Here is a 13,616-nt window from a genome sequence, read left to right as displayed (position 1 = left end):
TTTAAAAGCTAAAAAGCGCAAGTTTAGCCGTGACTCTTTTAGGCAAATGTTTGTTATACTCTGGGCATTAATATGATTAGTAATAACTGGTAATTTATGTCGTTTAACTTATGCTTACTACCTCGTGAACAAAAATATCAAATTCAATTGGATTACGAGGCATCGTTTTGGGCTTATCAAATAAAGCGTGGTAAGAGTACTCGTGAGCAAATATACAATACAATTCATAGTCGGCCAGTGGCAGAGCAGATGTTTTTGAAGCAGCAATTTGAACAATATTTAGCGACGATGCAAAGTTAATGACGGCATTGCGTTTTGAATGCCTAGAGCCAATTAAAACCCCTTTAGTGAATAAGTTTTACGATCAATATAAAGCCCGAGGTCGGGCAACCAGACAAGATCAAGTGTGGGTTGTTTATAATGACTTAGTTATTGTCGCGGCATGCAGAATTCAAAATCGCAGTGATTATTTGTTTTTGTCTACCTTGCTGGTTGCACCTGCTTGGCGCGGTCAAGGAATTGCAAAAAAACTACTAATTCATACCTTGTCTAATCAAAATTCACTCGTTTATACATTTGCTTATAACTATTTAGCTGATTTTTATCAATCAATTGGCTTTAACTTTGTGTTAACATTGCCACCACCTTTAGATACACTCTTTACTGTCTATCAGCAACGAAATATCGTAGCTATGCAGTGCTAGTAAAAATAATTTGTTAAAACAACCACGTGGAAATTTAGATGGGTCAATGGTTTAAGGCTAGTGTGTTCTTTTTGTTAGCCGCCTTTGTTGTTGCTAGCCAAGCTACTATGGCGCAGGTAAAACGCTTATCGCCAAGTGAAGGTTTATCACAAAGCTATGTCAATACCATGTTGATAGATAAAAGCGGCTATCTTTGGTTGGCGACTGAAGGAGGCTTAAATCGTTACGATGGCTATCAGGTAGTACATATTGCAGGGCCAAACGGGGAATTAGATGAAGCAATTATTGACCTTATATATCAAGACCCGGATGGTTATATTTGGATTGCATCGTTAGTTGCAGGGCTGTTTCGCTATGATCCAAGTACCGATAGTTATCAACAATTTTTATCAAAACCCACCAGTGAAGAACAAGTCTTAAGTCAGTCTGTATTTAGTATGGTTGCCACCGATAATAAGTCATTATGGATTGGCCGTGGTTGGGACTTTGCTCGCCTTGATTTAGCGACGGGCCAAATTGAGACTATTTTTGAATTACCAGAGCGCACTCGTAATACCGTGATCCGCGATTTATTACATTACAAAGGTTATATCTTCATTGCCGCCAGTACTGGCGCATATGTCTATCATATAGCAACTGGGCAATACCGAAAATTAGAGCATTTAAGCACCGAGCCAGACCATGTGTATCAAAATTATATAAAGTCGTTTGCAATAGGCGAAAATGAGCAACTGTTAGTGGGGGCCGTACGTGGTTTATATCAAGTTGATATTAGTGATTTACCGAGTATGTTTGAGCGCCCAGATGTGCCTTTTAAAAATAAAACCATATTGAACGATCTTAATATTTGGAAAATAATAAATGACCATGGGGTGCTTGATTTAGGCACCGATAAAGGTTTATTTAGTCTCGATTTGAATAGCGGTGAGCTGACTAAAAATAATAGAGTAAAAGAAAGTAAATACTCACTGGCAGATCCAAGTGTTATCGATATTGTCAAAGATAGTAACGGCGCTATGTGGACAGCTACTAAAAGTGATGGGGCATTTTATTTACCTTATGATAATTATCATTTTGAAAATGTTAATGCCAGCATGCTCTCCGGTGATGGTTTATCGCACCCTTCTATTTGGGGCATAACCGAGTATGAAGATAAACTCTGGCTAGCAACTCATAATGGTTTAACTGCGGTTGATTTAAAAACTAATCAAGGGCAAGTGTTTTTAAAAGATTATCAAGCTGATTTGTTTACCACTGAATTTAATATCTACGCTATTTCTCCTTATAAAGATAAATTGTGGCTGCGTACTAATCGCGGGATTTTTAGTTTTGATCCGCATAGCTATGAAATTTTTCCTGCAACAACAGCCGACCCAAGCCAGCAACACCTGATCACAGGGTGGATACATGGCTCAGTATTGATGCCAAATGGTGAATTATTTTATGTTCATTCTGATCATGGCATGTTTGTTTATAATATCGACAGCCAAAAGATCACTCCTTTAGGTGGTGAATTTGAAAAGTTTGAACCGTTTTTAGCTTATGGTTTCTTACCGCCTTTATCTACCAAACCTGACTCCCCGTTATTTTATAATGCAGGGGTGCTTTATCAGGTTGATCCAAACTCATTTGCTTTAACAAAAATCTATACCGTGCCACAGCAACACGAAAATGTAGCCGTTAATGTAATGTCTTATATTGTTGATAATAATAATGTGCTGTGGATCACGTTATCGAATTTTGGCTTAATTGGTCTTGATGCATCGAATTACAAGCTGTTGTATACCATAGATTTAGATAAAAATAAGCTCGGCACCTTATTGTACGATATGGTGTTAGATGATGCTGGAATGATCTGGATGAGTAGTCATAAAGGGATCTGGCGATTAAATCCAGAAAACAAACATTTTCAGCAATTTACGACATCAGAAGGACTGGTCTCTACCGAGTTTAATAGTGGTGCATTTACGCGTTTAAAAACCGGCCAAATAGTCTATGGTACGTTAAAGGGATTTAGCTATTTTTACCCAAATGATAATCAACCTAGGCATGGTTTAATTGATCATGTAAATATAACCAGCATTGATTTGATGTCTCGTGAATTATCTACGGATCTTAAGCAACCAATAAAAACAATCACCTTAGAGCACGACGATATAGGTCTTGAAGTGGCTTTTTCGGCAATGGCATTTAACTACCAAGAACGTATTATTTATGAGTATCAACTCTCTGATGGGCAAAAGTCTTATACCCGTAATAATAACCGAGTGCTATTTCCAAAACTTAACCCTGGCAAATACCAACTAAAAATTTGGGCTAAAGATCCGCTTACTGGCGACTACACACAACCGGCAGTATTGGACATTGTGGTAAAATACCCGCTATGGCGCGCGCCTCAGTTTATAGTGCTTTACGCACTGGTGTTTTTTGGATTAGTTGCGGCTTGGATTATGCGTCGTAATCGAATTCAGCAATTATTATTAGCAGCCCATAGAGAAAGCCAAGAAAGTGAAGCGCGCTTAAAGTTAGCATTAGAGGGCAGTCGTTCAGGGGTTTGGGATTGGCAATCTTCAAGTCCAATCATTTATCAACCACGACTTAAAAATGAGCTGGGTTATGATGTTGAATCGGTTAATTTGGATGATTATTTAGCAAAAATACATCCTAAAGATAAACAACATTTTCGTATCGAATGGTTAGAATTTTTATCCACCGAGAAAGGCTATTTTAACTGCACCTATCGTTTACGCCATAAATTAGGCTATTGGCGCTGGTATAAAGACTTTGGCAAAGTGGTTGCTTGGCAAGGAAGTACACCCGAGAAAGTGGCCGGCACTTACACTAATATGACTCGTGAATTAGTGTTTGAAGAACATGCCCGTTTATTTGGCGCAGCATTTGAGCAAACCCGCGATTGGGTCTTTATTCTGGATAAAAGTTTACGTATTTTAGCTACCAACAAAGCACTGCAGAGCGCATTTAACTTTCCTGTTGATTATCGTTCTAGCTGCTCATTACACTTAGGGTTAAGTCGTGTTGTAAGGGTTAACTATTTACGTGTAATGAAGGAATTGCAAGCTGGTGAACATTTTTCTGCAGAAGATACCGTTTACTTAGCTAATGGTGAATCTCGCCATGTATTAATTAAAGTCAGTGCTGTGGCAGATACTGAACAACGCTTAGAAAGCTATGTGGTCATCCTCACTGATATTAATGCGCAAAAGTTAGCTGAAAATGAATTGTTTTTATTAGCAAATTACGACAGTTTAACGGGGTTACCAAATCGTACTTTATTTAATGACCGAGTTGAACACGCACTTGAACAGGCAAAAGGCCAAAATTCAAAAGTAGCGTTACTCAATATTAATATCAAACGTTTTAAGTATTTTAATGACTCGCTAGGGCATGAAGCTGCCGATGAGATAATAAAGGCGGTGGCACTGCGGATCAAATCGCGTGTACAGGCCAAAGATAGTGTAGCCCGTTTTAGCGGTGATGAATTTATGTTGTTAGTCGAGGGCATTCAACAAATCGAAGAGGTTGTTTTACTGTGCGTTAAGTTGATGGCCAGCTTGAATGACAACATCATTATTAACAACCAAGCGATTAGTGTCAGTTTAAGTATTGGCGTGGCGATTTCGCCTGATGATGCACTCAGTGCTAAAAGTTTAATTAAAGCGGCTGATATTGCACTGTATCATTCGAAAAAGAGCTTGGAAGGTTGTTATCAATTTTATAAACAAGAAATGAATCAGCATGTACAACGCTCTCTGCATTTAGAATCACAATTAACTCAAGCCTACCAAAATCATGCGTTTTGTAATCATTACCAAGTGATTGTTAATGCTAAAACTCATCAGGCCGAAGGGCTGGAAGTATTGCTGCGTTGGCCAGAAAATAACAGCTATGAAACGCAAGAGTTTGCGCTTGCTGCTGAGAGTATCGGTTTGATCACAAAAATTATGTTGCAAACCTTAGCTAGAGCGTTGATTGAACTTAAACAGTGGCAGTTACAAAAGCCTGACTTGTATGTGTCTATTAACCTGTCTGCACTGGATTTTGAGTATAAAAATTTAGTTGATGAAATTCGCAGTGCGCTAATTAATGCTGATGTATCAGCCAGCTCTGTGGTGTTTGAAATTACAGAATCAGTGCTGATGCATGATTCACCGCAAGCGTTAAATAGCATGTCAAAGTTGAAGCAACTAGGTTGTCGCTTATATATGGATGACTTTGGTACAGGTTATGCTTCACTCACTTATTTAAAGCGCTTTCCGATCGATGTACTGAAAATTGATCGCAGTTTTGTAACTGATATTGGTATAGATAGTGACGATGAAGCGATTATTCAGTCAACGCTTGCATTGGCGAAAAGCTTAGGTAAAGAATGCGTCGCAGAAGGCGTTGAAACTAAGCAGCAGCTTACCTTTTTGCGCAACTTAGGCTGTAATTTATTTCAGGGCTATTTATTCAGTAAACCAATCCCAGGTGATGATGTAAGCGCATTATTAAATAAAGACTGGCAGTCGTTGTTGAATGAAGACTAATGCTAGCTAGAGTTTTATTAAATGGTGAAAATATCAGTGCCGAGTTTATAAATGGTTACTTTTTTGAATTTTTAAGCTTAAGTTGTTTTAGCAAAAAAATAACTATTATGAATCAAGGAAGTTATGAAGCCTGAGAAGCCTACTATTATGGATATGTCCGAATTTAAGCCATCAGCGAGATGTCCTAATTGTAATTTGATTATGTACTTAGGAAACAGGTGCCCGCATTGTGATTATTTGCTCAGTCATACGGAGCAAAAAACTCAAAGAGAATTTTGGCTTAAAGTTCGAAATACTGGCTATATAAAAGGTATGGTCTTCTTTGCTTTCTTCTTTTTTATAGCTTGGGTTTTATTTGCTGAGTCATAACGTTTTTGAGACTCAACACTACAATTAAACCAATTGCGGTGTTGATGCCCTAAACAGTTGAAATTTTAACTAGAAGCTATATCTAGTCTTGGCGTTCACCGCAGTGACGACAATAAAGGTTTTTAGTGCGTGCACTAAGTTGAGACTTAATTGCTTTGTTTGCTTCTTGCTTACTTAAACCAAGCTTACAGCGCAAATTCTCTAGATGCTCCAGTTGCGCATCATCTAGTTTGCCATCTAGCTCGCCATCATGCAGACATTCATGCACCGCATCACTAAACATGATCCTACGCTTACGTAGCTGTTCAGAGAAACTCGAAGCTAATAAGCCGGTGGGTATTGCTACCATTCCCATACTCAGTAACGTGATCACGCCGCCAAAAAAACGCCCTAGCGGTGTTACTGGCACAACGTCACCATAACCTACAGTGGTCAGCGTTGCCATTGCCCACCACATTGCCGCAGGAATGGAGCCAAATTTATCCGGTTGTATATCGTGTTCAATTAAATAAATTCCGCAGGAAGCTAAAATTAGCACCACTGCCATTATAAAGAATGCGGCCAAAAGCGAACTGCTTTCATCACGAAATGATTGTAAAAGTAGCTGCATTGCTCGTGAGTAACGAGTGAGCTTAAAAACACGTAGGAGTCTGAGCACTCTTAAAAAACGTAAATCAAAGGTGATAAACATCATTAAGAGCGTGGGCAGGATTGCCATGAGATCAATTAAGGCTAAAGGAGAGAGTAAATATTTTAAACGGCGTTGAAAATTACCACAGTCTAGACTTTTGTACTCGGCACGTTCTACGCATGACCAAAGGCGAAGTAAATACTCGATGGCAAAAATACTAACCGAGACAAGCTCAAGTATTAAAAATTCATACTTATATTGCTGAGCCAAACTGACCACGGATTCAAGCACAATTGCAATCACATTAATCATTATCAGCGATATTAGAAATATATCGATGTAATGACCAGTCTTACGGTACTCCCCATTACCTTCAAAAAATAGCGCTGTGCGTTTACGTAAATTATTCAAATTAAATCCGTGTTCTTTTAAAAATAATACTGGTTTAGAGTTTAGCTTATAGCGACTATTCAAAGGCTATAAATATGGTTATGTCAGATTGTACATTGTCGTATTGAGTGTGCATATAAGCGGTAAAAACTTGTAATGTAGAATTAAAACGTGCATTACAAACTATCGGAATAAGATGTGATTATTTTTTTCTTAATACCCGAGCTCGAAATATTAGGTGTTTGTGGTGCAAACATGACATCAATATCGTACGCTTGTAATGCATCAGCGGCTTCATTCCAGCGCTCACTATTTTGCCATTGCCCGCCAACAACCACCTTATTTACTCCCATGCTTGTATCCATTTACAAGTGCTCTGAGTCTTTACTATTGGACTTGGCACTAAGGCAACGTGATCCACGATCGCCAGTGCGCTTATAATCGCCATTCTTTCATGCTGATTAATGATCGGAAACGTATTTTTATTTTCAAAGCATAAGTCATCTGACGCAACCGCAACAAACAGTTCGCTTCCTTGTGCTTTAGCAAATTTTAAATAATTTAAATGACCAATATGAAATAAGTCAAATACACCAAGAGCCAAACAGCGCGTATTATGACTGCTTTTATTATCTGAATTTAAGCTATGTATTTGTGAGTTTAGAGTCATGTAGGCATACTTTCGGCTTTATCGGTTAATTTTTTTATTAATTCGTCGTTATTATCAAAAAAGTAAGTTGGTTTAATATGTGTTTTAATTTCCCCATTCACTCATTAAGCATAACTTATAAAGCCTTGAATACACAAAGGACTGTGTTAATAACGAGAATGAGCGAATATTTTTTGCGCATAAAATAGTATCAAAAAGAGGGTCGGGTGTTTGCCAATCTCCATAAAGCGCACTTAATATCAGTTCAGGTTGTGCTAGATGCCATACGTTGCCAAAGGGAGTTGTTTTTTCTACTAAATTTAAGGTTGGATATTGTGTAATTCTATTCCACTCAAAGGGAATATCACTCATCCAAAGCCCACAAATAGTTTGTTGGTTGGCGGTATCAACACCAAAGCCACAAATGTCCAAGGTCACTCCATCTGGGTGAGCAAAGCATCGTGGGTTAATTAAGTCATAAGAGCGCATATGTTCATGCCAGCCTTGGCTTTTTAAAAGTGTAATAGCCTGCTCCATTTGCCCCCAATCAACTCCAATATCAATATCTTTATCAAAAGGGAGAATTGCACCTTCGCGTATGATGCCCAATAAGCTACCTGCTGTGGCAAAGGATTTAATGTTTTCTTGGCGTAAAAGGGCAAGGGTTTTCCATAGCAAGGCCTCATGTATTTTGGTATCGAATTCAACTTTTGGTTGTTGTTTGTAGCTATGGATGGGTGGAGTGTCTAAAAACATCTCTAATGCATGGCGATATTGTGCAACCGCTAAGGGAAGCTCTCGTGCTTGTTGGTAGCACATACCTAAGGTATAACTAAGCTCACTTGAAGCTGGGTGTGCTGCCATGCAAGCTATTAATGGCGCTATGTGATTTTTTGCTGTGCCCTCTATCAGTGCTATTTCGGTCAAATAACGATGTGCAATCAAAGATGAGTGGTCTTTGCTCAGTACATATTTAAATTTTGCCTGCGCTAACTGGTATTGGTTTTTTTGGTATAACTCAATGCCTTTTATTAACTCTGTATGTATTATGCTCAATTGATTATTTTCCGTAGATATAAATAAAAATCACAGTTCTTTCACAATAGAACATGTTCTTAATAATGTATTGTTTTTAATGCTTACAGGTAGAGTGCAGTTTGGGGCAATAATGACTCTATTAAGGTCTAAGTTGCGGCGGCAGTATAATAAAAATTGTTCAATTTCTTCCGTTTTAAGTGGGCGCGGTAATAATAATTTATCCAATAGCCCTACAAATGTAATATCAGGGAAGCTAGTGAGCAAAGCTTTTATAGATACCACATCGTGGCAGTCATCAATTGATAGTAAAGAGAACCTGTTACTATCTAGGTAATCAAAATAAATGGAAGAACTGCAATGATAGTGAAGAAGGTGGTTTTGATGTGTTAACTGCGCTATGCATTGTTCATCATAAGGCGCTACAAGTGTTTTAAATTGCTGATAACTGCAAAATGCACCACAAGCATGAAAGTTGCAGTAGTAAATTCTAACATTTTTAATTAATAGTAAAGCTTCAATATATTGTGCTGTTATATCACTTAATAAAGATAACATCTTTTTGTAAGGTGCGCGCTCTAACTCGGCTGCAGTTAATGTACCCGCAAGCATTGAATTTAAATGATAAAGCGGAGAGTAAACCGTTGCAAAACACAGTTTATTCTCATTGCTAAAGTGCTCGCTAACACGTTTATGTGCTTCAATATTTATGAGTAGTTGCGGACAATCGTTTAATTCTTTAGGGCTTTTTTTATCATCTAACAAAGCTGATAAACTATGGGGGTAGCTGTTTTTTTCAACTGTTCCTAATGGGTTATGTTTGAAGTGCCGTTTAATGCCAAATGCGCTACATACACTATTACTATTACAGCTCAGTTTTATAAAGCAATGATCATGAATATCTTGGTATCTAATAACTGACTTTGCTAGTAAGTCAGCATCTAAGTCGATATTAGGCCAGTGTTTCCAGCTCGTTACTTTCAACTATAGTCCCTTATAACTTCAGTACCATGTTTATACTGCCTTCTTCAAAGTCGCGGCTGATCTTAAAGCCTAGTTTTCGGGCTAATTCAATCATTCCGGTATTTTCCGGCAGGGTGATACCCTCAATAAATTGTACGCCTTGGCTTTGACAATACTCAATAGCGGCGCGCATTAATAAGCCACCTAAGCCAAGGCCTTGGCAGTTTGAGCGTACTACTATAGCAAATTCGGCATGCACTTTATCTGGGTCCATTAACACCCGAGAGACGCCAAGCGTGGCGTTGTCTTGAGTGATAATAAACGCCATTTCACGATCGTAGTCAATTTGCGTCATTTTAGCGAGTTGATCGTGGTTAAATTGCGGCAGCTCACCAAAAAAGCGCTTGTAGCGATCTTCTTTGCTGAGAGATTGATCAAACTCTTGGTGCGCCTGTTCATCTTCTGGCTTTATTGGTCTGAGTGTCGCAAGGGTATTATTTTTAAGCGTCACTTGTTTAACCAGCTCAATTGGGTAAGGGCGAATAGATAAGCGTTTACGATGTGATTGTACTTGGTAGTGACTCAGGGTCATGGTGGCATCAAGCACCAAAAACTGGCCATTACTGGCTAAAATAGGATTTAACTCAAGCGAAGTTATATCGGGTTGATCAATTACCAGTTGTGAAATTCGCGTAAGCAATGCACACAGGCGATACTTATCAACTTTCTCAGGCAAAATGCGATCTTTAAGCACGCCTTTATCATGCGCCGCAGCAATTAAATATTTTGCTAAGTTCATATTCAAAGGTGGTAAAGCAACCGCTGCTTGAGCAAACTCTAGACCTGTGCCGGCTTCTCCTAGAAGTATTACAGGACCAAAATTAGACTCCGTTTTTACGGCAATGCGTAGTTCATTGGCCCCCGCTCTGGGAGCCATTTTTTGTAGCGAAAAACCTTCAATAATCGCATCAGGGTAGGTGTTTCTTATTCTTAATAACATTGCAAAAGCGGTTTGCTCAACTTCTTGTGCGTCATTGAGATTAAGTACTACACCACCGACTTCTGATTTAGATGGAATGCTAGGGCTGATCAGTTTCAGTGCCACAGGAAAGCCTAGCTCTATGGCTTGCTCTTTTGCTTCTGTCGGCGTGTATGCGACCTCGGTTTGAATACATTCAACGCCATAGTGAGCGAGTATTTGGCTGGCTTGATGGGTGGATAGATAGCTTTGCTGCTCTGCTAAAAACTCATTCACGAGCGCTTTTGCTGCGTGTTTATTGATTTTAGCGTCATCTGTGTTTGACTCTGGAGTTTGGGTTAAATGTTTTTGATTACGGCGATAACTTACTAAGTGCATAAAGGCACGAACTGCGCCCTCTGGGGTGCGATAAGTAGGAATGCCGTAGTTGCTACATACACGACGGGCGGCATAGGCGGCATCTTCGCCCATAAAATTTGTAATCACATAAGGACGCGCCATTTTCGGTAGTTTATTCAACGTTTCAGCGATAATTAATGCATAGTCTTCACTTGGCGCAAGGGCCGATGGCGTATGTATGATGAGTAGATTTTTTACTTCCTTAGCATGCAATAAAATTTCCAGTGCTTGTTGGTAGCGTGCCGGAACTGAGTCACCAAAAATGTCCACCGGATTAGAGGTCATATCCGACTGTGGGATCACTTTATTGAGCGCCGCACGGGTTTCTTCACTCAATTGTGTCAGCTTACCAGAACTTTGTAATAAGCTATCAACGGCCATTACGCCGGGGCCGCCGCCATTGGTTAAAATGGTGAGTTGTTCCACCTTTAATAATTTAGGATGCATGGCCAGTGTTTGTGTAGCAGCAAACAGTTCAGTTAAATCATTTACTCGTAACATACCTGCGCGTTGGAAGAGGGCGTCATACACCGCATCTGAACTTTGCTTGCCGCCAGTGTGAATTTCGGCAGCAAGTGCTCCAGCCGCTGTTTTACCGGTTTTAATGGCGATCACCGGTTTACTAAACGCAGCGGCACGAGCAGCTGAAATAAAGCTGCGGATATTCTCAATGTTATCGATGTACAGCAAAATAGCCTTCGTTTTTGCATCGCGACCTAAAAAGTCGAGTAGTTCAGCAAAGTCGATATCTAAACAATCACCCACAGAGACAAAGTATGAAAAGCCAATTTCTTTATGTTTTGCCCAATCTAAAATAGTGGAGCACACAGCTGCGGACTGTGAAATAAACGCTAATTTACCAGGGCTTGCGATAGTGTGAGAAAAACTCGCATTGAGGCCAATATGAGGGATCAACAAACCCAAACAATTAGGGCCAAGTAACGATACTTTGGCTTGTTTAGCGGCTTCTTGCAGTGCTGTTTTTTGTTCATGATTGAGTCCGGCTGCGATCACAATCGCATTTTTACAGCCAAACTCTCCAAGCTCTGTAATGATATTAAGTAGAGTGTGTTTGTTCGTACAAATAACCGCAAGGTCCGGTATTTTCGGTAGCGCCGCAATAGACGGGTAGGCCAACACGCCATGTACGGCGCTATTAGTCGGGCTTACTGGCATGATAGGGCCGTTAAATCCGCCTTGTAATAAGTTGCGCATTACTACAAATCCTGCTCGGGAAACGTTATTCGATGCACCAATCACGGCAACCGAAGTCGGATTGAAAAACTGACTAATGCGTTTTACACTCATGGTCTTTCCTTGCGGGTTATTTGTTTTTTAGCACGACGATGCAATAGAATCTTTTTGCTAACGACGCTCGCATCTTGAGGTGGTTTGGGTATATGCTCAATGTAACCTGTTTAAGTTGATTTTTCGAGCATCAAACCAACTTAACATTGATAATTATCAAAGGAACCTAAATGAATAAGTCAAATGGATATTACCAGTTGCTTGGCGCAGCTGTATTGAGTGTCGCTATACTTGGCTGCGGATGGATTTTAAAATCAGCAGCGCTTGATGTAAAAAATATGGAACGCACGGTTGAGGTTAAAGGATTAGCAGAGCGTGAAGTAACTGCTGATACAGTGATCTGGCCGGTACAATTTAGTGATGCGGACAATAACCTCGAAAAGTTAGTTGAACGAGTTGAGCAGAAAAATGCCGTAGTGATCGCTTTTTTAAAACTGCATGGCTTTGATGAACAAGAGATCAGCCAAGGTAGGCAATCAATTGTTGATAAACAAGCGCGCGAATATGGCGCTGATAATCAACAGTTTCGCTATATTGCCCGCGCAAATATTACCGTGTATTCGCAGCAGCCTGATAAAGTGCAAAACGCCTTAACTAAGGTGGGCCAGCTAGCCAAACAAGGTATTGCGATTGTGCAAGATAACTATGAAACCCGCATTGAATATTTGTTCTCTGGGCTAAACGATATAAAACCAGCAATGGTGCAAGAAGCAACCGAAAAAGCTCGCGAAGTGGCATTAAAATTTGCCAAGGACTCACAGTCAAAACTAGGTAAAATTCGCACCGCAAGACAAGGGCAGTTTAGTATAATCGACCGAGATTCAAACACTCCGCAGATAAAAAAAGTGCGAGTTGTAACCAGCGTTGAATATTATTTATCTGATTAATTTTATTTATGTTGTACAAGGTAGCGCTCAACTTGTTCTGTTTTACAGCGTAAGTAAGCGCCACTGAGCAGTATTTTATAGTCACTGAGTGGCTTTTCTGGGCTTGTTTGAGATAACGTGAGTAAGGCTTTTAAGAATGCGGTAGTGTTTATATTGCCCTGATTTTGTTTAAACTCAACTTCCATTAATGCCAGCAAGGCCGAAAATTCATGCTTTGGTAAGCTGTGTGGAGCTGGGTTGTTTGCAATGTAACTAGCAACTGGGGTCAGCCCGATATCATTAACTTGCGCTAATGCTTGCAGCAAGTTTTCGTTACTTTCAAATAGCATCAGTGAACGTACATAATTAAACGGTAAATTAGCCTCACTACACTCGCTAAATAAGCGGTGCAATACATTTTGCTGCTGTTGGTTTTGTTGTGTAAAACCATGATTGAACTTTAGACCAGGGGTAAAAAAACTTAATTGTTCGGTATTATTTAGCTGACTGATGATGGCTGTTGGTAGAGAGTGTTGAGTTAATATGCGTGTGGCGATATTTTGCAGATAAGTATATTTTACACTCATGCGTTGCGCACTGCTATATAAGTGCTGTAACTGCATGGCTTGTTGTATTGCAGATAAACTGGCAAAGCTATCAACAATGGCTTGCAACTGATGCTGCTGCATCTGTTGATTTAGTTGACTGATACATGTATCCATTGTTAATCCTATGCGTTACGTGTATATCAATTGCTTTATCCTAGCGTAAAGCAC

The 13,616-nt window shown here is 39.6% G+C and carries 11 protein-coding genes; 4 read left to right on the top strand and 7 right to left on the bottom strand.

Annotated features, from left to right (window positions below; translation table 11 throughout):
• The first annotated feature begins 96 nt into the window (after positions 1–96).
• From P4S61_RS05130 to P4S61_RS05120, 3 genes are read left to right on the top strand one after another with little or no spacing between them, the layout of a single operon-like run.
• On the top strand, positions 97–300 hold the full coding sequence (locus P4S61_RS05130) for a DUF3283 family protein (protein WP_064667173.1): 204 nt from the start codon (positions 97–99) through the stop codon (positions 298–300).
• Positions 300–704: a GNAT family N-acetyltransferase gene (locus tag P4S61_RS05125; protein WP_182731333.1), complete on the top strand. Its 405-nt coding sequence runs from the start codon at positions 300–302 to the stop codon at positions 702–704. Before P4S61_RS05130 ends, P4S61_RS05125 begins: the two co-directional genes overlap by 1 nt.
• Before the next feature lie 38 nt (positions 705–742).
• Positions 743–5,251 (top strand): EAL domain-containing protein, encoded by a 4,509-nt coding sequence (locus P4S61_RS05120; RefSeq protein ID WP_145234903.1) that lies wholly within the window; start codon positions 743–745, stop codon positions 5,249–5,251.
• Positions 5,252–5,702: 451 nt separating this feature from the next.
• Here P4S61_RS05120 and P4S61_RS05115 read toward each other — a convergent pair whose 3' ends face one another.
• The 6 genes from P4S61_RS05115 to P4S61_RS05090 all read right to left on the bottom strand — a co-directional run bounded on the left by P4S61_RS05115 (position 5,703) and on the right by P4S61_RS05090 (position 11,974).
• Positions 5,703–6,662 carry an ion transporter gene (locus P4S61_RS05115; RefSeq protein ID WP_145234904.1) on the bottom strand — a complete coding sequence of 320 codons (960 nt, stop codon included), beginning with the start codon at positions 6,660–6,662 and terminating at the stop codon, positions 5,703–5,705.
• Between the two features lie 155 nt (positions 6,663–6,817).
• A complete protein-coding gene (locus P4S61_RS05110) occupies positions 6,818–6,994 on the bottom strand; it encodes a hypothetical protein (protein ID WP_337117884.1) in 177 nt (58 codons plus the stop codon).
• Positions 6,985–7,311 carry an adenylyltransferase/cytidyltransferase family protein gene (locus P4S61_RS05105; RefSeq protein ID WP_337117883.1) on the bottom strand — a complete coding sequence of 109 codons (327 nt, stop codon included), beginning with the start codon at positions 7,309–7,311 and terminating at the stop codon, positions 6,985–6,987. Before P4S61_RS05105 ends, P4S61_RS05110 begins: the two co-directional genes overlap by 10 nt.
• A gap of 84 nt (positions 7,312–7,395) precedes the next feature.
• The gene (locus P4S61_RS05100; protein WP_337117882.1) at positions 7,396–8,346 is read right to left on the bottom strand and encodes a tetratricopeptide repeat protein; all 951 of its coding nucleotides are present in this window, start codon (positions 8,344–8,346) and stop codon (positions 7,396–7,398) included.
• A 30-nt stretch (positions 8,347–8,376) separates the two neighbouring features.
• Complete coding sequence (locus tag P4S61_RS05095) at positions 8,377–9,309, bottom strand: uroporphyrinogen decarboxylase family protein (protein WP_337117881.1); 933 nt, start codon at positions 9,307–9,309, stop codon at positions 8,377–8,379.
• A 10-nt stretch (positions 9,310–9,319) separates the two neighbouring features.
• Positions 9,320–11,974, bottom strand: a complete 2,655-nt coding sequence (locus tag P4S61_RS05090; protein WP_145234910.1) for a bifunctional acetate--CoA ligase family protein/GNAT family N-acetyltransferase — start codon at positions 11,972–11,974, stop codon at positions 9,320–9,322.
• Between the two features lie 170 nt (positions 11,975–12,144).
• Here P4S61_RS05090 and P4S61_RS05085 point away from each other — a divergent pair, with 170 nt between their 5' ends.
• Positions 12,145–12,861 (top strand): SIMPL domain-containing protein, encoded by a 717-nt coding sequence (locus P4S61_RS05085; protein ID WP_337117880.1) that lies wholly within the window; start codon positions 12,145–12,147, stop codon positions 12,859–12,861.
• Between the two features lie 2 nt (positions 12,862–12,863).
• Here P4S61_RS05085 and P4S61_RS05080 read toward each other — a convergent pair whose 3' ends face one another.
• The gene (locus tag P4S61_RS05080) at positions 12,864–13,562 is read right to left on the bottom strand and encodes a hypothetical protein (protein ID WP_145234914.1); all 699 of its coding nucleotides are present in this window, start codon (positions 13,560–13,562) and stop codon (positions 12,864–12,866) included.
• Positions 13,563–13,616 lie beyond the last annotated feature (54 nt).

The sequence above is a fragment of the Pseudoalteromonas sp. B160 genome, assembly GCF_037162485.1.
GTDB classification, from domain to species: Bacteria; Pseudomonadota; Gammaproteobacteria; order Enterobacterales; family Alteromonadaceae; genus Pseudoalteromonas; species Pseudoalteromonas rhizosphaerae.
This window is presented reverse-complemented; position numbering and strand designations above follow the sequence as displayed.

Excerpts from the sequence above, each read along its gene's own strand:
- P4S61_RS05130 (WP_064667173.1), top strand. The coding sequence starts at position 97 with ATGTCGTTTAACTTATGCTTACTACCTCGTGAACAAAAATATCAAATT.
- P4S61_RS05125 (WP_182731333.1), top strand. The coding sequence starts at position 300 with ATGACGGCATTGCGTTTTGAATGCCTAGAGCCAATTAAAACCCCTTTA.
- P4S61_RS05120 (WP_145234903.1), top strand. The coding sequence starts at position 743 with ATGGGTCAATGGTTTAAGGCTAGTGTGTTCTTTTTGTTAGCCGCCTTT.
- P4S61_RS05110 (WP_337117884.1), bottom strand. The coding sequence starts at position 6,994 with ATGGGAGTAAATAAGGTGGTTGTTGGCGGGCAATGGCAAAATAGTGAG.
- P4S61_RS05105 (WP_337117883.1), bottom strand. The coding sequence starts at position 7,311 with ATGACTCTAAACTCACAAATACATAGCTTAAATTCAGATAATAAAAGC.
- P4S61_RS05090 (WP_145234910.1), bottom strand. The coding sequence starts at position 11,974 with ATGAGTGTAAAACGCATTAGTCAGTTTTTCAATCCGACTTCGGTTGCC.
- P4S61_RS05085 (WP_337117880.1), top strand. The coding sequence starts at position 12,145 with ATGAATAAGTCAAATGGATATTACCAGTTGCTTGGCGCAGCTGTATTG.
- P4S61_RS05080 (WP_145234914.1), bottom strand. The coding sequence starts at position 13,562 with ATGGATACATGTATCAGTCAACTAAATCAACAGATGCAGCAGCATCAG.